Genomic DNA, 18,939 nt, shown 5'->3' with positions numbered 1-18,939 from the left:
ATCTCCTGTAAGAACTAAATTTCGCTGCCCCCACTTAGTTGGCAACCTCTGGATCAAAGTTGTTTTCCGTCGCGTCGAAATACACTTCGCTGAACTCGGCGGTCACCGCGTGGCCGTCGAGAAAGCCCCAGTTGGACTTGGACTCCGCCGCCGCGGGCGGCCCGCCGTGAGCGTCGATCTGGACCTGTTGTGCCGCGAGCTGCGGCGCCCCGGCCGCGCCGAAGAACCCCCAGCTCTCGACGTGCGGGTGGTCTGCTCCCGCGTACGCCCCTTCGTAAGCCATGATCAAAAAGTGAACGTTGGCCGAAGGATTGGGCACCTGGATGAGGCGCTTATAGGGCGGCCCGGTGCCGTTGGGATTGAAACCCGAGCCGATGTCCACCAAATAGTTGTTGATGCCGTAGCTGGTGACCCGCCGCTGGTTAATCGGAGCGCCCGTGATCGGCTGGCCGTCGGGCGCAGGGCCCCAGTGCGGGCTCTCGTCCACCGGCGAACGGTGGAGCAATGCTGACCCGTAATAATCCTCAAGCGTCTCGAGCCACGGCACGATCGGGGTTCCGTCCGGGTTGTAGTGGACGATGCCGCTGTGCGAGAGATTCGCCTGAATGAAGTAGCCGTCGTTGTCGGTCATGTAGGTCCAGTGGGCGACCTGCATGTTCCTGACGTTGACCAGGCATTTCATCGTTTTCGCGGTACGCCGGGCGCTGCCGAGGGCGGGCAGGAGGATACCCACCATCAATGCGATGATTGAGATCACAACCAGCAACTCGATGAGCGTGAAACCGGGTTGTCGCGACTTAAAATCCGGCACAACCCGTCATGATAACAAGTTATCACTATCAATCAAGACGGCTCAACCACTGGAGGGCTCGCGGCAGTCCGCACACCGGCCGTAAAGGAAGATTTCGTGGTCGGTCAGCTCGGCGCCTTTCGGCACGAGGCTGTTCATCGGGCCGGGGCAGCCCTCGACGCCGAACACGGCGTGGCAGTCGGTGCACTCGAAATGGTGGTGGTGGGCCTTGCCCGCGGGTTCGTAGCGGGTCGGGCCGTGAGGCATCTCGACCGGGACCAGCCAGCCCTGCTCCGTGCCCGCCTTGACCGCACGGTAAACCGTGGCGATGCCGAGGGTTGGCTGCTTGACGTGGGCCAGCTTGAGGATTTCCTGCGGGCTCAGCGGACGGTCGGCCGTTTCAATGACCTGACGAACAACATGACGCTGGTTGGCGGTACGGGGACACATCTAGTCACAAGTTATTGATAATCGATTCGCAATTCAAGGGGTGGTTCCCCTTGCCCTCTGAACCTCTCGATTCCGCGGAAACAGGCCCGAGATTGCCCGCGTATACACGTTGGCGCAACTCCGTCGCCCGACTAAGGTTGAAGCATGGCCCAAAGCCCACCCCCCACTTCCGGCACCCCCTCCCCCCCGGCCTCGACGCCCCCCGCCCCCGCCAACCGCGGACGGCGCACCTGGGCCTGGTTGTTCGGCCTCCTGCCGATCGCGCTGGTCGTCGGCGTCATCGCGGGCTACCTCGCGTGGGGCCCGGACGATCCGACCCGGGCCGACCCGAACGGCTCGGGCAGCGATCCCACCGCCTCGCCCGCCCCGCTCACCCTGCAGATCGGACGGGACTACTACGTCTTTGTGAAGACCATCGAGCTCTACCCCCGCCAGCCCGGCAACAAGACCTGGGACAAGCTCGACAAGTCGGCCCCCGACATCCGCTACAGCCTTACCTGGAACGGCCACACCGGCTACACCAGCGACACCCGCGAGAACACCCTCATCGGCCTGTGGGACCCCATCACCATCGACGTCGCCGAGGCCCTGCCCATGCTCGGCGAAGGCAAGCTCGAGCTCCGCTCCACCCTCAACCAGGGCGCGATCATCAACGCCACCGACGACCAGACCCTCACCATCGACGTCTGGGACGAAGACCCCACCGGCCTGGGCAAAGACGAGGCGGGCCAGGTCGTCATCAACGTCGCCGACCTCCTGCAGGGCGACCAGACCCTGACCTTTGAAGAAACCGAAACCAACGCGATCAAGCGCATCGTCATCGGCACCACCGACACCGCCCAGCCGCTGCAGAGTTTGATCGAAGCGTTATCCAGTCCCAACAGCCCATGAGTACCGCAGACACCCCTGTCAAACCCAAGGGCAAACGCATGACCGCGACGCGTCTGGCGATCGTGGCGAATCTGCTGATGCTCAGCGCGATCGGGTTGGGTCTCGGGCTGATCGGGCCGTGCATGACGATCATTCCGAGCGCGGGCGAAGACCTGGATGTGTGGGTGCGTCTGTTCGAGCCCGACGACCTCGAGCCGCGCACCTACTCGATCCTCGGCGGCATCGACACGATGCGCCACTCCTCCGAGCGCGGCAGCACGCTTGTCGCCGCACTGCTCTTCGCCTTCTCGGTGGTCTTCCCCGCCCTCAAGCTGGCTGTCATGGCGTGGGGCGCCGCGGCCCTGCGCCTCGGCGTCCGCCCGCACGTCGCAGTGAAACTGACGTCTCACCTCGGCAAGTTCTCCATGCTCGACGTCATGGTGCTGGGCCTGCTCGTATTGGCGATCAAGGGCCTGCCCGGCGACACGGAACTGCACCTGCGCTGGGCGATCTGGGCGTTTGCCGTGTCGATCCTGCTGAGCATGGCCGCGTCGATCGCGCTGCATAAGGTCCGCCCGTATCGGGCGGAAGTGATGAGTGATCAGTGAACAGTGATGAGTCAAAATAACTGCGACGCCACGCGTCGCGGAAAGCTTCGGGCGCATGAAAACGGCCGTAGCTGCGATGCATCACAGCTGCGGCCGTCGCGCGTAAGCTCTGGCGTTTACTTCAACTTGAGTTCGATCGGGTGCAGCCGCGGGGGCATCTCGGCGCGGAACGCGTCGTGCTCGGCGTTGAGTTCCTGGAAGAGCTCGGGATGCTTCTTGGCGAGGTTATTTTTCTCGGCGATGTCTTCTTTAAGGTTGTAAAGCTCTCGGCGGTCGCCGTAGGCAACGAGCTTCCAATCGCCCTTACGCATCGAGCCGGTGTCGTTCCAGAACCATTGCAGGGTGCGGTCGGAAAGGCCGGTCTTTTCACCGTCGAGGTAAGGCATGAGATTCTTGCCTTCGATCATGGCTTCTTTGGGCAGCTCTGCCCCGGCGATCGAGCAGAACGTCGGGTACAGGTCCAGGGTGCTGACCGGCTCCTCGAACACCCGCCCCGCTTCGAACTTCGCGGGCCAGCGCATCATGAACGGCACGCGGATGCCGCCTTCGTAGAACGATCCCTTGTGGGCACGCAGCGGGCCCGAGCTACCCAACAACACCTCGGGCCAGTCTTCGGGCCACTTCACGCGGTAGGCAAACGAAGCGCCGTTGTCGCTGCTGAACACCACCAGCGTGTTGTCGGCAATCTCCATGCGATCCAGCGCATCAAGCACCCGGCCGACGTTCTCGTCCATCGAGATCATCATCGCGCCGTAGAGCTGACGGGCTTCGCCTTCGAGGTGAGCGACGCGCGGCTTGTACGCTTCCTTCGCCTGCATCGGGCTGTGCACCGCGTTGAACGCGAGGTACAGGAAGAACGGCTTGTCGGCGTGACGCTCGATGAAGTCCACCGCCTGCCGGCCCATGCGGTCGGTCACGTATTCGTCACCCACACGCTTCGGGCCCCAGTAGATGTCTTTGTGTCCGCCCACCGCTTTGGGTTCGTCGACGCCGTCGTAGTGCCCGTTCTCATCCGGCCAAAAGTCGTTGCTGAAGTGTACGACCGACATCGTCTCGTCGAACGGCGTGTTGGGGTAGCACGGCAGGTTGTACTTGCCGATCAGCCCGGTGGTGTAGCCCGCCTCGCTCAGCGGGATCGGCATCATGGGCTGCGTGTCGGGGACGCGGTTGTTGTCGAGCGTTTCGTTGGGGAACTGCGGGAGCTTGCTGTAGGCATCGGTGTTGAACTGGACCCCGAAGCGTTGTTGGTAAGCGCCATACAACAAGCCGTATCGGCTCGGACCGCAGCCGGGCGCGGTGACGTAGCCCTCGGTAAAGCGGATGCCTTCGTGGGCGATGCGGTCGATGTTGGGGACGGGCACAAGATTCGTGTCGCCGTAAGCACCCGAGCAGCCGTAGCCCATGTCGTCGACGAAGATGAGGATGATGTTGGGCTTGGACGTATCGCCCGCCACAGCCGAGACGCTCGGCGTCAGCGTGGCCAAGCAAGCCGTGAGTGTGAACAAGAAGCGAGTCAGCATGGGGGATCCTTGGTACGGTTTGAGGCAGCGATTAATCGTTCGCAATCAGATTCGTCTGCAGCACCGCGCTGGCGACCTTGCCGCCGCTGTCGGGAAAGACGAGTTTCACGGTGGTGTTCTCGGCGAGGGCTTCGACGGGCACGGGCACTTCGATCATGCCGAAGAAGCGCGGCCGACCTTCCTGCACGCTGCCGGCCCAGTCGGTGGGAACTTGGACTTCGGTGCCGTTGACCCAAGCCTTGGGTTGCAGCGAGGCACCGGGGACTCGGCCGATGCTCAGGCGGAGCGCCGCGGTGCCCTCGCCGGTCGGCACGTTCTTGTAAGTGAACTCGAGGGGTTGATCGGCTTCGATCTCTTCGAGGTAGTTCTCGGCGTACACCCGCGTTTCTTCGACGGTCTGTGTCGCGGGGAACGTCTCACGCAGATCGATGATGACCGCGGCCGCCTCGGTGGCGCTGATGGTGACTTCTTCCGGCAGGCCGAAGAGCACTTGTTCCGTGAGCATGGGCGCATCGTCACGCGAGCCAAGTGAGCGCAGGCTGACCTTGGCGATGTCCAGGTCGCCCAAGCCCTGAATTTTCACGGTCCGCGGCTCGCTGTCCATGTTGTGGATCATGAGCGTGTGCCGCAGGCCGTCCGCAAAGTAGTGCGTGCGGATGTCGGGGTCGTCGGCAAAGGCCACCCGCCGCTCGCCCTCGACGCCCTTCCAGAAGCGGTAGAACAGATCGATCCCGGTGGTGACATAGTTGTCGCCCGTCCAACGCCACAGCAAGAAGTCCGACGGCGGATCGACCGGGCCACGCTCGGCATCGCCGTATTTCCACGACCCCACGCCGAGGATGAACGGCACGGTCTTGAGCAGCCGGTCGGGGTGCTCGAGGTACATCATGAGCATGCCATTGAACGAGCCCTGCAGCGCAAGCTCACGCCGAAGACGGTCGGGCCAGGCCTTGTCCACGTCGTTCTGAATCAGCCGGCCGTACTCGGTGATCGTCTGCGGTTTGGCGACGCCCCACTTGATGTAGCTGTAGCTGTCGATGAGGTCCATGATCGCCACGACGTTGCTGCCGGTGCGCTCGGCGTGGGTGCCCTTGACGTTGACCCCGTCGTAGAGGTGGGTGGAGAAGAAGTCCATCTCTTCGCCCGCAATATCCATGAAGGTCTTCTGCCAGCTGTTCCAGTGCTCGAAGTTGCGGCCCTCGACCTCGGCCCACGCGGCGGAGTAACCGCCGATGAGGATGTCGTCGTTGGGCAGCAGTTCGCGGATCCGCCGAGCGGTCACGACGTGGTGACGCGAGATCTCTTCGGCGGTGGTGTTCATCTGCTTGGCTTTGACGAACGGCTCGTTGAAGACCTCGTAGTAATTCGGACGGGTTTCGTCGGTGAAGAAGTATTTGAGGAACTGCGCACAAAACTCGGCCGTGGCCTCGGCGGTGGTCGGGCCGAACGGGGCATAGTCGTTGCCAGGCCGACCCATCACCCACTTGGGGTGGGTGCAGAACACGACCTCGCGCATCGACTCGGGGCGGTAACGCTCGGGGTTGGCGGCGTATTCGGCGCGGTGGGCCTCGCCCGCCTGACGGATGTGCTCGACGTCGGGCATGAGCGGGTTGTCGGGATCCGCCGGGGTGGACTTGATGTACTGCGATTGTGATCCGCCGTCGCGGCCGTAGTGGGCCTCGAGCTCGTCTTCGATGTAGCGGAGCATCTCGTCGGACATGTCGATCTCGCCGGGCGTGGCGTGGATCGTGATGTACTTCTCGCGCTCGAGCGTGGTGATGCCGCCGATGGACCGCACCGTGGCGGGGTCGACGGTGAGCGTGACGGGCTCAGTCGAGGCTGGGGTGGCGAAACACGCCGACAGCAAAAGGCCGGACAGGATCGATTTCATGTTTGGATTTCCGAAGAGGGTTATTTCATCAGTTGCGGGTGCGGGTGCAGCACCGGCGGCATGCTGGCACGGAACGCGTCGTAGTCGCTCGTCATTTCTTTGAAGATGTCGGGGTGCTTCTTGGACAGGTCGGTGGTTTCGCCGATGTCGTCGTGGAGGTTGAAGAGCTCGCGTTGCTCGCCGTAGGACACCATCTTCCACGGGCCGCGGCGCATCGAGCCCTGGTCGTACCACCACCAGTACAGCGTGCGGTCGGCGAGGCCCGTCTTGTCGCCGTCGAGATACGGCAAGAGATCCACGCCATCGAGCTGCGTCGTCTCCGGCACCTGGGCACCCGCGGCGGCGGCGAAGGTGGGATACAGGTCCATCGTGCTCACGGGGTCTTCAAACACCTGCCCGGCTTTGATCTTGCCCGGCCAACGGATGATGTAGGGCACACGGATGCCGCCCTCGTAGAACGAGCCTTTGTAGGCACGCAAAGGGCCGGCGCTGCCGAGCAGTTCTCGCGGCCAATCCTCGGGCCAGTCCACGCGGTAGGCGAAGGACGGGCCGTTGTCGCTGGAGAAGGCCACGATGGTGTTGTCGTCGATGCCCATGCGTTCGAGGGCGTCGAGCACCCGGCCGATGTTTTCATCCATCGAGATCATCATGGCGCCGTAGAGCTTCGTGGCCTCGGTTTCGAGGTGAGCAACGCGCGGCTTGTACGCGGCCTTGGCCTGCATCGGGCTGTGCGGCGCGTTGAAGGCGAGATAAAGAAAGAACGGCTGGTGCGCGTTGCGTTCAATAAAGTCCACAGCTTGTCGGCCGAGTCGGTCGGTGAGGTATTCATCGCCGACGCGTTCGGGGCCCCAGATGATGCGCTTGTAGCCGCGGTAGTGGCGCACTTCGCCGACGCCGTCGTAGTAGCCGGTTTCGTCGGGGAAGTAGTCGCCGCCGAAGGTCATGGGCGACCAGGTCTCGTCGAACGTGGTGTTGGGATAGAGCGGGAGGTTGGACTTGCCCACGAGCGCGGTCGTGTAGCCCGCGGTGCTCAGGGCCTGGTTCATCCAGAGGTGGCCCGAGGGGATGCGGTTGCTCTCGGCGGTTTCGGTGGGCCAGCTGGGGATCTTCTCCCAGGTATCGCGGTTGTGCTGGACGCCGAAGCGCTGTTGGTACGCACCAAGCAGCAGGCCGTATCGGCTGGGCCCGCAGCCGGGCGCGGTGACGTAGCCGTCGGTGAAGCGCGCGCCCTCGGCGGCGAGGCGGTCGACATGGGGCATCGGCACGAGGTTGGTGTCGCCGTAGGAACCGGCGCAGCCGTAGCCCATGTCGTCGGCGTAGATCATGATGATGTTGGGCTTCTCCGCGACCACAGCCGAGGCGGACAGCGACAGGAACAAACCGACCAGGAACAAGCACACAGATTTCATGACGGTGATTCCGAGGGAGGAGGTGATGCAAAAATATAACATGAAAGTTGAAAATACGTCAACACTTTCCCGCATAGCGGGCTGCGGCGTCCCCGGCTACGATGGCCCGTCCGCCCCACCGACAAGGAATTTGATCTGTGTCCACCCGTGCCTACATCCGTGATCTCCAAGCCAACCAGAACCTCGACGGCGTGTTCGCCATCCAGAACGCCCAGCTCGGGATGACCAAGAACGGCAAGCCGTTCCTTAAATGTCTGCTCGCCGACAAAACCGGCCGTACCCCCGCCCGGATGTGGTCGATCACCGAAGACCACTTCGCCACCCTGCCCACCGATGGCTTCGTCTGGGCCGCGGGCTCCACCCAACCCTACCAGGGCGAGATGCAGATCATCGTGCAGGACATCCGTGCCCACGAACCCACCGACAACGAGCTCAAGGACCTGCTCCCCTGCACCGAAAACGACATCGATCAGATGTTCAGCGAGGTACTCAGCCTGCTACAGAGCCTCGAACACCCGGCGATCAAGTCGCTGGCCGACCGCTACCTCGAAGACGGCGATCTGATGGGCAAGTTCTGCCAGGCCCCCGCCGCGATGACCATGCACCACGCCTACCTCGGCGGGCTGCTCGAGCACACGCTGAGCCTGATGAAGGGGGCGGACGCACTGCTGCCGCTGTACCCCCAGCTCAACCGCGACATTGTGCTCATGGGCCTGTTCCTGCACGATTTGGGCAAGTGCCAGGAATTGACCTGGCTCCAGGGTTTCGGCTACTCGCAAGACGGCCAACTCGTCGGCCACATCGGCCGGGGCGCGATCCTGCTCGACGCCAAAGCCAAGGCCTGTGAAGACGAAGAGCTCGGCGAAGCGGCACTGAAAGTCCCCGATGCCATCCTCCAGGTCCTCACCCACATCATCTTCAGCCACCACGGCATCCCCGAATACGGCGCCCTCAAGGTCCCCGCGACCCCCGAAGCCATCTTCATCAGCAACCTCGACAACCTCGACGCCAAGATGAACATGTCGATAGCGGAGACTCGCCCGACCACGCCCAAGCCCAATGCCAACGGCCTGTTCACCGAGAAGATCTGGGCCCTGGACACCAAGCTGTTCAAGCCCGACCCCACCACCGTCCCCGACGGCTCGGCCTGATCCGCACGGCTTAAGTGAACCCGGATCACACCTGCGAGCCGATTGCTCCCGCACGGCTCACAGACCCACAAAAGCCCGGCCAGAGTGGTTTTCAAGCAGATTTGTCGTAAACCGTGGAATCTGTATCGAAAACCGTGGGTTAGTCCCGGGCAGATGGCCCTGGCGACTCGAAATCTTGGTTTAGTGGTGCTATAGTACAAAAAGAGTCCTATTAGTACCCGACATAGCTCGGCCGGCCAACGCTGGCTACACTTGGTTGCTCCCCATGCAGCCCGATTATCTCTTCGGAGAGTTTTAAATGACTACCAACGCAGAAGTTGCCGAAATTGCCGAGTCGCGCCGCGAGTACACCGCCGGCTTCGTGACCGACATCGAGCAGGAATTCGCCCCGCCTGGCCTCAATGAAGACATCATCCGCTTCATCTCCGCCAAAAAGGACGAGCCCCAGTGGCTGCTGGATTGGCGGCTCAAGGCCCTGCGCCACTGGGAAAAGATGGAAGAGCCCGAGTGGGTGTTCCTGCCCTACGGCTACCCGCCGGTCGATTACCAGGCCCTGAGCTACTACGCCGCCCCCAAAAAGGGCCCCGGCAGCCTCGACGAGATCGACCCGGCCATCCTCGAAACCTACAACAAGCTCGGCATCCCCCTGAGCGAACAGAAAGCCTTGCTGGGCATCGACGACGTCTCCCCCGCCGAGGCCTTGGCGGGTGAGGGGCAAGGCGAAGGCCGTAAGGTCGCGGTCGACGCGGTGTTCGACTCGGTGTCGGTCAAGACGACGTATCAAGACGAGCTCGCCGAGGCGGGCGTGATTTTCTGCTCGTTCTCCGAAGCAGTGAAGGAACACCCCGAGCTGGTCAAGCAGTACCTCGGCACGGTGATCCCCTACTCCGACAACTTCTTCGCGGCGCTCAACAGCGCCGTCTTCAGCGACGGCAGCTTCGTGTACGTGCCCAAGGGCGTGAAGTGCCCGATGGAGCTGAGTTCCTACTTCCGTATCAACGCCCGCAACACCGGGCAGTTCGAGCGGACGCTCATCATCGTCGATGAAGACGCCGAGGTCAGCTACCTCGAGGGATGCACCGCCCCGCAGCGCGACGAGAACCAGCTCCACGCCGCGTGCGTCGAGCTGGTCGCGCACAAGAATGCCAAGATCAAGTACTCGACCATCCAGAACTGGTACCCCGGCGACGAAAACGGCAAGGGCGGCATCTACAACTTCGTCACCAAACGCGGCGTCTGCAAAGGCGACGACAGCCACATCTCCTGGACCCAGGTCGAGACCGGCAGCGCCATCACCTGGAAGTACCCCTCGGTCGTCCTGCGTGGCGACCGCGCCAAGGCCGAGTTCTACTCGGTCGCGTTGACCAACCTCCGTCAGCAGGCCGACACCGGCACGAAGATGATCCACATCGGCAAAGACACCAAGAGCACGATCATCTCCAAGGGCATCTCCGCCGGCCAGGGCCACAACACCTATCGCGGCCTGGTGCAGATGAACCCCAAGGCCAAGAACGCCCACAACTTCACGCAGTGCGACTCGATCCTCATCGGCGACCAGTGCGGGGCCCACACGTTCCCCTACGTCGACATCCGCAACCCCACCGCCACCGCGGAACACGAAGCGAGTACGACCAAGGTCGCCGAGGACCAAATGTTCTACTGCACCGCCCGCGGCATTAGCGAGGAAGACGCGCTGAGCCTGCTCGTCAACGGCTTCTGCAAAGAAGTCTTCAGCGAGCTGCCCATGGAGTTCGCCGTGGAAGCGAACAAACTCCTGGCCGTGAGCCTCGAAGGCAGCGTCGGCTAAGTCCCCGAACCACACGACACCCAACTTAAACACACCCGCGCAAGAGAACGCACCATGACCACCCCCCTGCTCGAAATCAAAAACCTCCACGTCCGCCTCGAAGACGACCCCGACGTCGAGATCCTTCACGGCGTCGACCTCAAGATCATGCCCGGCGAAGTCCACTCCATCATGGGCCCCAACGGCTCGGGCAAGTCGACCCTCTCGCAGGTCCTCGCGGGCAAGGAAGACTACGAGATCACCGAAGGCGAGATCCTGTTCAACGGCGAAGACCTCTCGGAGATGGGCGCAGACGAACGGGCAAACGCCGGCGTCTTCCTCGCCTTCCAATACCCCGTCGAAATCCCCGGCGTGAGCTCGATGCAGTTCCTCAAGGCCGCGGTCAACGCCAAGCGTGATTTCGAAGGCAAAGAAGAACTCGACGCCGGCTCGCTGCTCAAGCACTTCCGTGCGAAGGCCGAGCAGATCAACGTGCCGTTCGAGATGCTCAAGCGCAACGTCAACGAAGGCTTCTCCGGCGGCGAGAAGAAGCGTTTCGAGATCTTCCAGATGGCCGTGCTCGACTCGGTGCTGGGCATCCTCGACGAGTCGGACTCGGGCCTGGACATCGACGCCCTGCGGATCGTCAGCGACGGCGTGAATTCGATGCGCGACGGCAACCGCAGCTTCCTGCTCATCACCCACTACCAGCGCCTGCTCGACTACATCGAGCCCGACCACGTGCACATCCTGGTCAAGGGCCAGATCATCAAGTCCGGCGGCAAGGAACTCGCCACCGAACTCGAGAAGACCGGTTACGCACCTTACGGGGTGAACGAAGCGTTCGCCGTCGGTTGATCCGCCGCTGCCTAGACTTTCTTAACGACCCTCCGTAGGTGAACCCATGAGCACCCTCGAAACACCCCGTACAATTGACCACGTGATCGATGTGACCCCCAACCGTCCGATACCTGAATGCCAGTCCTGGCTTAACCCTCTCCGCGAAGCCGGACGCATCGCCTTCAACAAAATCGGTTGGCCCGGCCGTAAAAACGAGTCGTGGCGCTTCACCGACCTCAGCGAACTCAAGGCCCACAACTTTGTGTCGGCCGTCGAGGACGAAGTGCTGTCGCTTGAACAAGCCCAGCAATTTGCGATCCCCGAACTCGAAGACGTGACGCTGGTGTTCGTCAACGGTCGTTACCAGGCCCACCTGTCGGACGACCCCGCCGGGCTGGGCGACGGCATCACCTGCTGCACGCTGCGCAAAGCCGCGTGCGAGCACCGCGCGATGCTCGAGCCGTACATCGGCCAGCTAACCCGTGACACCGACGACCCGTTCACCGCGCTGTCCAACGCCAGCATCGAAGGCGGCGTTTTCGTCCACGTGCCCAAAGGCCAAGCCGCCAACAAGCCGCTGCACATCCTCAGCATCGCCACGGCTGGTTCCGGGGGGACGGCCGAGCCCATCGCCACCCACCCGCGCAACGTCGTGGTCGCCGAGCAAAACGCCGAGCTGACCGTCATCGAGCATTACGTCACGCTCTCGGACGACGCGGTGTACCTCAACAACGCCATCACCGAGGTCTTCGCCGCCGAGCGTGCGAAGGTCCACCACTACCTGCTCGAGAAGGAATCCGAGTCGGCGTACAACGTCTCGTCGCTATATGCCCACCTCGAAGAAGAAGCCGACATCCGCTCGCACACCGTGCTGCTCGGCGGCAAGCTGGTGCGAAACAACGTGCTGCCCACGCTGGCGGGTAAGAACGCCCACTGCCTGATCAACGGCCTGTATGTCGGCCACAACGAGCAACACCTCGACAACGCGATGCGTGTCCACCACGCCGCGCCCGACTGCGAATCCCGTCAGTTCTACAAGGGCATCCTCAACGGCAAGTCCCGCGGCGTGTTCACCGGTCGGATCATCGTCGACCAAGTCGCCCAGCTGACCGACGCTGTGCAATCCAACCGCAACATGCTGCTCAGCGAAGAGGCCCGCGTGAACGCCCGGCCGCAGCTCGAGATCTACGCGGATGACGTCCAGTGCACCCACGGCTGCACCACCGGTGCCGTCGACCCCGAAAGCGTGTTCTACTTCATGTCGCGTGGCCTGTCCGAAGACGTGTCCCGTGCGATGCTGATCTACGCGTTTGCCGCCGAGGGCTTCGATCGTATGGAGCTGGTGCCCGTGCGTCGGCTGCTGGCCCGCGAGATGATCGCCAAGCTGCCCAAGGCCTACGACCTGAGCATCGAGGTATAATCCTCGGTCAGGAAACGGCATGAGCGACTTAGCAACCCCCACCAACGCCACCCCGTCCACGGGTCCCTTTGACGTGCAAGCGTTGCGCTCGGAGTTCCCCATCCTCCAGCGCGAGGTCCACGGCAAGCCGCTGGTCTATCTCGACAACGCCGCGACCAAGCAAAAACCGCAGGCCGTTCTCGACGCGCTCGAGACCTATTACACCCAGACCAATTCCAACGTCCACCGCGGCCTGCACACCCTCAGCGAAGAGGCGACCGCGCAGTACGAACAGGCCCGCGCGATCTGCGCCCGGTTCATCGGCAGCGACAACCCCCGCGAGATCGTCTTCACCGGCGGCGCGACCGACGCGCTGAACCTCGTCGCCCACAGCTACGGCGGCGCGACCCTCAAGCCCGGCGACCGCGTGTTCGTCACCGAGATGGAGCACCACTCCAACATCGTGCCCTGGCAACTCGTTGCCGAGCGATGCGGGGCCGAGGTCGTTCCGATCCCGGTCACGGACGACGGCGAGATCGACCTCGACGCCTACCGATCGCTGCTCGACGAACGGGGCAAGGTCGTGGCGATGGTCGCGGTGTCTAACACGCTGGGCACGGTCAACCCCGTCGCCGAGATGGTCCGGCTCGCCAAGGAAGTCGGCGCGGCCACGGTCGTCGACGCGACCCAGGCGGTCACCGCTCAAACGATCGACGTCCACGAACTCGGCTGCGACTTCCTCGCCTTCACCGGGCACAAGCTCTACGGCCCAACGGGCATCGGCGTGTTCTGGGGTCGGATGGAAATGCTCGAAGCCATGCCGCCCTACCGCGGCGGCGGCGAGATGATCGACTCGGTCAAGTTCACCGGCAGCACCTACGCCGCGCCGCCGATGCGCTTCGAGGCGGGCACGCCCAACATCGCCGGGGCGATCGGGCTCGGTGTCGCCATCGAATGGTTCACCGCGCAGGACCGCCAAGCGATCTGGGCCCACGAGCACAGCCTCGCCGAGTACGGCCAAGCCAAACTCGCCGAAGTCGAAGGCCTCCGCATGATCGGCACGTCGCCGACCAAGATCCCGATCTTCAGCTTCGTGCTCGACTGGGCCCACGCCTACGACGTCGGGCCCGTGCTCGACCACCGCGGCATCGCGGTGCGCACCGGCCACCACTGCACCGAGCCGCTCATGGACCGCTTCGGCGTGCCCGCGACCGTCCGGGCTTCGTGCGCCGCCTATACGACCCACCAAGAGATTGGCGCCCTGGTCGAAGCCCTCGGCCGGGCCAAGGAACTGCTCGCATGACCGCCTCTTCTTCAGCCATCCCGCCCATCGACGAGATCGAAGAGACCTTTGAATTTCTCGACGATTGGGAAGAGCGTTTCAGCTACCTGATCGACCTGGGCAAGAAGCTCCCCGACATGCCCGAGGCCGACCGCAACGAGGCCAACCGCGTGCACGGCTGCCAGGCGTCGGTCTGGCTCAAACTCGACCTCGCCGAGGATAAGCGCCTGGCCATCCGCGCTGCGAGTGATGCGCACATCGTCAACGGACTGATCGCCATCATGCTTAGCCTGTTCGACGGCGTCTCACCCGCCGAGGCCCGCGCGACCGACGCCAAGGCCGTGGTCGAAAAGCTCGGCCTCCACCAACACCTCAGCCCCACCCGCCGCAACGGGCTCTGGGCCATGATCGAACGCATCAACGCGCTCACCGCCAACGCGTAACAGCACCCCCCTTAGCCCCGGGCTTTGCCCGGGGGCAAGCCACAATGTATCCGTCGCCGCCCCCCGGCAGAGCCGGGGGCTAACGGAAAAAATTCGCGTCCGATCCGAATCGTTGCACCTTGTCCATCCACACCGAAAGCCACCCCATGGAATCCATTCGCGTATTCGACTCCAGCGGCGGCGGACGCCCCCGCGTCGCCGCGACCGAGACGCCCAACGCCGACACCGTCGAGGGCCAGATCATCGAAGCGATCAAGCAGGTCTACGACCCCGAAATCCCGGTCAACCTCTACGACCTCGGCCTCATCTACTCGATCGACATCACCGAACGTCACGCAGAAATCCGCATGACCCTCACCAGCCCCGCCTGCCCCGAGGCCGGGACCCTGCCGCGCCTGGTTCAGGGCGCCGCCGAGACCGTCGACGCGATCGACTCGGCCAACGTCGAACTCGTCTGGGAACCCCGTTGGTCCAAGGACATGATGTGCGACGAAGCCCAGCTCGAACTTGGGCTGCTCTAGCGCATTCCTTATTCCATCCGTAGCGTTTTCTCTAATCGTCGCGTCACCCGCTCGGCGTGGTCTTTGCGCCCTTCACCCCCGCTACAAACAACAACGCCCACCCCACCAACAGACTCACCCCGCCGATCGGCGTGATCGCGCCCAACCAGCGCACCCCCGTCAGCGACATCACGTACAACGACCCCGCAAAGATCAGCACGCCCACGCAGAAGCACACCGCCGACGCCGTCACCAGCTTGCCCGGCCGAACACCCGCCAGCAACGCCAAGCCCAGCACCACCGGCGCGTGGGCGAGGTGATACTTCGAGCCAGTCGCCCACCACTCCGGGGCCTTCGCATCCAGCGATTCCCACGGCAGGTAGTGCGCCGCAAACGTACCCGCCACGATCGCGCTGAAACCCAGCACACCCGCCGCGGCCAACATCCAGGATGAAACCTTCATGTCGGCATTATTCACCGCCGACGCCGTAAATCAATCCAGCGTGATCTGATCGGCCGACAACACCACATCGATCTGCGAGATCGTGCCACGCCGGTCGAACAACTCGGCGCTGTGTTCGCTGCCCAGCGCGTTGCCCGGCAGGTCCACCCGCGTGCCGTCGGCCATCTGCAGACGGATCAACGCGTCGCCGTTGCCGCGGTGCATCACCACGGGCACCTGGGCGTAGGTGAAGCCGAGCGAACCCTTGGGCAGGGTGACCTGCTGCGTCTCGCCGTTAAGGCCGACCATGTCCCAGGATGTTTCTTTGCCGAGGAACTCGCGTCCCCGCAGAAGACTCGGGCTGAACGTCACTTGGCCTGCATCGATCCGCACGCCCAACTCACCCAGTCGAGTCAGGACTTCTTCCTTGACTTGCCCGGTCATGCCAGGCTGCTGTGCGCCGCGGTGGCCGGGGGTGTGCGAGTAGGGATCGGTGGGGAACGCGCCGTATTCGCGGGCCGTCTTGTTCGCACTCAGGCCGCCGCGGACACCGTAGTACGCCTCAGCCAATCGCTGGACCTCTTCCGCAGACGCCCCCTCCGCGATCGCTCGCTGGTACGACTCCTGTGCCGCCAGCAAAAGCTTGGACACCATGTGCCAGTAGATCGAGCCCAGGCCTTCGTAGGCGTACATCGCGCCCGACCGCCCGGTGAACGCGCGGTGGTTGAACACCTGCTCGTACAAATCGAGCACCGCCTGACGACTCGATTCAACGAGCCCGCCGAACTGCGGGTCCTCGGCCATGCCGTCAAGCACCTCCACCATGTCGCCCGCCTTGGCGAAGTCGCTGTGGAATCGCACGCGTCCGGTCACGTCGCGTTCGACGATGCGCGTGTCGCCCGCATCAAGCATCGCCTTGAGCAGCGCGATCGCTTCGGCGGACGCGGCCGGGACATCGTTCTTCGCGAAGTAGCCGGGCTGCGGCCGGTCGGGGTAGAGCAGGAAGGTGTTCTGATCCGCGCGATACAGCGAACTCTGGTACATCGATTCGATGAGCGACGCCGAGGTCGCCGCGTCGAGCCGGCCGGTGCTGAGCACCGCGACCTGGCCCTCGAGCATCGGGTAGAGCGTGTCCACCCCGGCCGTCCCCTGCCGCGACCCGACATCGCCGTCGAGCTTGAGCAGGTTGTACGAGTGGTACAGCCCGTCTTCCTCGCGGCGGTTCGCGTCGATGGAGTGATCCAGGTAACGCAGCGTCAGCTTGAGCAGTTCCACGATGTCCGCAGACGACCGCGACACCGGCGAGCCCAGGCTGCCGTGATAGACCTTGGTGCGATACGCCTCGAACGCCATCCCCAGCTCGTCGAGAATCGTTCGGCGTTCGATGTCCGACAGCGCCGGGGCGTCCAGCACACCGGCGTGATTCGACAGCACTTCGGAAAGCCCCGCCAGCCACGCGTCCACCGCGGCCGACAACTCGACCGATACTTCGCCCTGCTCCAGTAGGTCCGCCATGAACGCCGCGTACCGACGCAGATAGCACAGCGTGACCATCGAGATGCCGTGTCCCACCAACGCGTTGTTCGCGTCGTTCCACTCCGGCCGTTGCGTGTTCATCCAGATGCCGCCGTCGACCACGAGGTTCGACAGCTTCGACAACGCGGGCACCAACAGCTTCTCCGCCAGGCTCACCTTCACGAGCTTGCCGTGCGCGTCATGCAAAAGCTTGCCGTCCGCACCGAGGGCCTCAACGCGTTCGCCGATGGCGTTCTCCAACGCGTGATCAAACGCGATCGTGTTGTGCGGGTCTCGGCACAGCTCGGCATACGACGCGATCCGGTACGGCACATCCGCGTAGGTGAATTGGCGCTGCCCCAGCATCGTTTCCAGCTTGCCGGGGTGGAAGGCCTTGGAGTGCTCGAGCAGCTTCAGCAGGTAAATGATCTGGTGGTCGCCCCAGTAGCCGATGCTCGCCCAGGGGTTGTCGGGCTCGGGGGCTTCCCAGTCGATGCCGCTGCGCATCACGCGGTAGGGGTTGAAGCCGTCGGCGGTCGACGCGTTGACGAACTTCGCCACGATGCTCTCGAAGTAGCCCGGGAAGCTCACGCACATCGATTCCCAGTTCTGAAAGATGTCGCGCCAGTTGCCCTGGTAGTTGAGGATCCGGCTGCCGTCGGGGTTCTGCAGGTGGATCGCAAACTTGTTCCACGGGCGCGACGGGTCGCCGTGGCGTCGGCTAAACGTGATGGGCAGGTATTCCATCGCCAGGCGTGACAGGTCGCCGTCGCCGGTGGCCTCGGCCTTGGCCAGGAGGTCCTGGTAATCGATCGAGCCGGTCATCTCACCGAGTATCGCCGCGTGGCGCTTGGCCACCTTGGTGTTACGGCTCTCGACAAAGTCCACGAAGTCTTCGCCGGGCAGGCTGTAGCCGTCGGCAAACACGCCGCCGCGCATGTTGTTGAACAGCACGTTGGCGAAGTGGTGCGCGGTGGTCGAGCGGTCGCCGGTGCACTGCAGCCCGTCGGACGACGCGACGTTCGCCACGAGGTTTGCATCCGCCCCGGCGAGTTCACGCTGGATCACCTGTTTGAGTTCGGCCGTGCCCAACACCTCCTGACGCAACGCCTCGGCCTGTGCCTGGCTGCGGTCCACATCGGCCACGATATCCCAATCCACCGATTCGCCGGGCTTCAACGCCAACGGCGTGTGCAACAGGTACGCGCCGCGGCGTCCCTTGAGGTCCTGGTTCATCGTCAGCGGTTGGCCTTCACGGAACTGCTCCACCGAATCGTCATCGATCACCACCTTCGCCTCGGGCAGGCCACGACACCAGGCCACGTTCGCCCGCAACGCCTCGGCGGGCTCGGCCTTGTCCACCAGCAACGACGACATCGCGTACACCGTCAACCGGCTGTCCACATCGATCTCTACACGCGAATACGCATTGGTCAGGCAGCTGAACTGCTGCATCACCGCAAGCGTCAGCCCCGACGGGATCAGGTTCAACACCCCGTCGAGCAGCTCGACCCGCGTTACGCCGGTGCTGTCGTGGGCGGTGAGACGGGCGCTACGCACAAAGCCAAACCGGTCGCAGCCCGCCCACTGGTACCGGAAGGTCAGGCCCAGGTCGTGCTGAACCTCTTCGAAGATCACGCGGTTGCCCGCCACCGATTTGTACAGGTTGCGGGTCACGTTCGGCCGGGAGCCGTGGTTGTTAAACGGCTCCCAAAGCACATCTTCCTCGCCGTCGCGTGACACCCAGATCAGCGTGGCCGAGCCGGTGTACGGGTGGCACTTGTGCAGGATGTCGTCGGTCTCGTAGGGGAACAGCGCGTGGTCGGGATCGACCCGGCCGGCCGTCAGTCCACCTCGACTGGATAGGAACATCCACAAGTCGCTATCACTGACGACACTCATCAGAAACGCGGGCATCTGATCGCTGTCGGTGATGCGGTACATCTCGACGCCATCGATGGTGACGAAGCCTTCGGGCAGCGAGCCCGAGGCGGTTTGCGGACGGATCGACGAAGCAACGGTAGGGTTTGGCGCAACAGACAT

At 63.6% G+C, this 18,939-nt stretch carries 16 protein-coding genes; 9 read left to right on the top strand and 7 right to left on the bottom strand.

Annotated features, from left to right (window positions below; translation table 11 throughout):
* Positions 1–34 precede the first annotated feature (34 nt).
* Together HNQ40_RS18300 and HNQ40_RS08475 are read right to left on the bottom strand one after the other, a co-directional pair.
* The gene (locus HNQ40_RS18300) at positions 35–811 is read right to left on the bottom strand and encodes a type II secretion system protein (RefSeq protein WP_315852769.1); all 777 of its coding nucleotides are present in this window, start codon (positions 809–811) and stop codon (positions 35–37) included.
* Between the two features lie 42 nt (positions 812–853).
* Positions 854–1,240 carry a Fur family transcriptional regulator gene (locus HNQ40_RS08475; protein ID WP_184677444.1) on the bottom strand — a complete coding sequence of 129 codons (387 nt, stop codon included), beginning with the start codon at positions 1,238–1,240 and terminating at the stop codon, positions 854–856.
* A gap of 144 nt (positions 1,241–1,384) precedes the next feature.
* Here HNQ40_RS08475 and HNQ40_RS08470 point away from each other — a divergent pair, with 144 nt between their 5' ends.
* Together HNQ40_RS08470 and HNQ40_RS08465 are read left to right on the top strand one after the other, a co-directional pair.
* Positions 1,385–2,131 carry a hypothetical protein gene (locus HNQ40_RS08470; RefSeq protein WP_184677443.1) on the top strand — a complete coding sequence of 249 codons (747 nt, stop codon included), beginning with the start codon at positions 1,385–1,387 and terminating at the stop codon, positions 2,129–2,131.
* Positions 2,128–2,718, top strand: coding sequence for a paraquat-inducible protein A (locus HNQ40_RS08465; protein WP_184677442.1), 591 nt, complete (start codon positions 2,128–2,130; stop codon positions 2,716–2,718). The genes HNQ40_RS08470 and HNQ40_RS08465 overlap by 4 nt, the downstream gene beginning before the upstream one ends.
* 116 nt (positions 2,719–2,834) lie before the next feature.
* Here HNQ40_RS08465 and HNQ40_RS08460 read toward each other — a convergent pair whose 3' ends face one another.
* The 3 genes from HNQ40_RS08460 to HNQ40_RS08450 are packed head-to-tail and all read right to left on the bottom strand — an operon-like array spanning position 2,835 to position 7,538.
* Positions 2,835–4,238: a sulfatase-like hydrolase/transferase gene (locus tag HNQ40_RS08460; RefSeq protein ID WP_184677441.1), complete on the bottom strand. Its 1,404-nt coding sequence runs from the start codon at positions 4,236–4,238 to the stop codon at positions 2,835–2,837.
* A gap of 31 nt (positions 4,239–4,269) precedes the next feature.
* Positions 4,270–6,129 (bottom strand): beta-agarase, encoded by a 1,860-nt coding sequence (locus HNQ40_RS08455; RefSeq protein ID WP_184677440.1) that lies wholly within the window; start codon positions 6,127–6,129, stop codon positions 4,270–4,272.
* A 20-nt stretch (positions 6,130–6,149) separates the two neighbouring features.
* A complete protein-coding gene (locus tag HNQ40_RS08450) occupies positions 6,150–7,538 on the bottom strand; it encodes a sulfatase-like hydrolase/transferase (RefSeq protein ID WP_184677439.1) in 1,389 nt (462 codons plus the stop codon).
* A 137-nt stretch (positions 7,539–7,675) separates the two neighbouring features.
* Between HNQ40_RS08450 and HNQ40_RS18610 the strand changes: the two genes are divergently transcribed.
* From HNQ40_RS18610 to HNQ40_RS08415, 7 genes are all read left to right on the top strand, one after another.
* A complete protein-coding gene (locus HNQ40_RS18610) occupies positions 7,676–8,689 on the top strand; it encodes a 3'-5' exoribonuclease YhaM family protein (RefSeq protein WP_184677438.1) in 1,014 nt (337 codons plus the stop codon).
* A gap of 298 nt (positions 8,690–8,987) precedes the next feature.
* Positions 8,988–10,496 carry a Fe-S cluster assembly protein SufB gene (gene sufB, locus HNQ40_RS08440; RefSeq protein WP_184677437.1) on the top strand — a complete coding sequence of 503 codons (1,509 nt, stop codon included), beginning with the start codon at positions 8,988–8,990 and terminating at the stop codon, positions 10,494–10,496.
* Between the two features lie 66 nt (positions 10,497–10,562).
* Positions 10,563–11,333, top strand: coding sequence for a Fe-S cluster assembly ATPase SufC (sufC, locus tag HNQ40_RS08435; RefSeq protein ID WP_184679208.1), 771 nt, complete (start codon positions 10,563–10,565; stop codon positions 11,331–11,333).
* An 82-nt stretch (positions 11,334–11,415) separates the two neighbouring features.
* A complete protein-coding gene (gene sufD / locus HNQ40_RS08430) occupies positions 11,416–12,735 on the top strand; it encodes a Fe-S cluster assembly protein SufD (protein ID WP_184677436.1) in 1,320 nt (439 codons plus the stop codon).
* Between the two features lie 19 nt (positions 12,736–12,754).
* Complete coding sequence (locus tag HNQ40_RS08425) at positions 12,755–14,017, top strand: aminotransferase class V-fold PLP-dependent enzyme (protein ID WP_184677435.1); 1,263 nt, start codon at positions 12,755–12,757, stop codon at positions 14,015–14,017.
* On the top strand, positions 14,014–14,439 hold the full coding sequence (locus tag HNQ40_RS08420) for a SufE family protein (protein ID WP_184677434.1): 426 nt from the start codon (positions 14,014–14,016) through the stop codon (positions 14,437–14,439). Before HNQ40_RS08425 ends, HNQ40_RS08420 begins: the two co-directional genes overlap by 4 nt.
* A gap of 146 nt (positions 14,440–14,585) precedes the next feature.
* Positions 14,586–14,960, top strand: a complete 375-nt coding sequence (locus tag HNQ40_RS08415; RefSeq protein ID WP_184677433.1) for an iron-sulfur cluster assembly protein — start codon at positions 14,586–14,588, stop codon at positions 14,958–14,960.
* Positions 14,961–15,003: 43 nt separating this feature from the next.
* Here HNQ40_RS08415 and HNQ40_RS08410 read toward each other — a convergent pair whose 3' ends face one another.
* Both HNQ40_RS08410 and HNQ40_RS08405 read right to left on the bottom strand, forming a co-directional pair.
* Positions 15,004–15,402, bottom strand: a complete 399-nt coding sequence (locus tag HNQ40_RS08410; RefSeq protein ID WP_221435432.1) for a DUF423 domain-containing protein — start codon at positions 15,400–15,402, stop codon at positions 15,004–15,006.
* Positions 15,403–15,432: 30 nt separating this feature from the next.
* A complete protein-coding gene (locus HNQ40_RS08405; protein ID WP_184677432.1) occupies positions 15,433–18,939 on the bottom strand; it encodes a hypothetical protein in 3,507 nt (1,168 codons plus the stop codon).

Origin of the sequence: Algisphaera agarilytica, assembly GCF_014207595.1 — a bacterium.
In the GTDB taxonomy this organism is placed as follows: Bacteria; Planctomycetota; Phycisphaerae; order Phycisphaerales; family Phycisphaeraceae; genus Algisphaera; species Algisphaera agarilytica.
Note: the sequence above shows the minus strand (reverse complement) of the source record. Positions and strands in the feature narration are given on the sequence as shown.

What these genes read in the sequence shown, in the direction of transcription:
- HNQ40_RS08475 (WP_184677444.1), bottom strand. Translation starts at nt 1,240, where the DNA reads ATGTGTCCCCGTACCGCCAACCAGCGTCATGTTGTTCGTCAGGTCATT.
- HNQ40_RS08470 (WP_184677443.1), top strand. Translation starts at nt 1,385, where the DNA reads ATGGCCCAAAGCCCACCCCCCACTTCCGGCACCCCCTCCCCCCCGGCC.
- HNQ40_RS08465 (WP_184677442.1), top strand. Translation starts at nt 2,128, where the DNA reads ATGAGTACCGCAGACACCCCTGTCAAACCCAAGGGCAAACGCATGACC.
- HNQ40_RS08460 (WP_184677441.1), bottom strand. Translation starts at nt 4,238, where the DNA reads ATGCTGACTCGCTTCTTGTTCACACTCACGGCTTGCTTGGCCACGCTG.
- HNQ40_RS08455 (WP_184677440.1), bottom strand. Translation starts at nt 6,129, where the DNA reads ATGAAATCGATCCTGTCCGGCCTTTTGCTGTCGGCGTGTTTCGCCACC.
- HNQ40_RS08450 (WP_184677439.1), bottom strand. Translation starts at nt 7,538, where the DNA reads ATGAAATCTGTGTGCTTGTTCCTGGTCGGTTTGTTCCTGTCGCTGTCC.
- sufB (WP_184677437.1), top strand. Translation starts at nt 8,988, where the DNA reads ATGACTACCAACGCAGAAGTTGCCGAAATTGCCGAGTCGCGCCGCGAG.
- HNQ40_RS08425 (WP_184677435.1), top strand. Translation starts at nt 12,755, where the DNA reads ATGAGCGACTTAGCAACCCCCACCAACGCCACCCCGTCCACGGGTCCC.
- HNQ40_RS08420 (WP_184677434.1), top strand. Translation starts at nt 14,014, where the DNA reads ATGACCGCCTCTTCTTCAGCCATCCCGCCCATCGACGAGATCGAAGAG.
- HNQ40_RS08415 (WP_184677433.1), top strand. Translation starts at nt 14,586, where the DNA reads ATGGAATCCATTCGCGTATTCGACTCCAGCGGCGGCGGACGCCCCCGC.
- HNQ40_RS08410 (WP_221435432.1), bottom strand. Translation starts at nt 15,402, where the DNA reads ATGAAGGTTTCATCCTGGATGTTGGCCGCGGCGGGTGTGCTGGGTTTC.
- HNQ40_RS08405 (WP_184677432.1), bottom strand. Translation starts at nt 18,939, where the DNA reads ATGTCTGTTGCGCCAAACCCTACCGTTGCTTCGTCGATCCGTCCGCAA.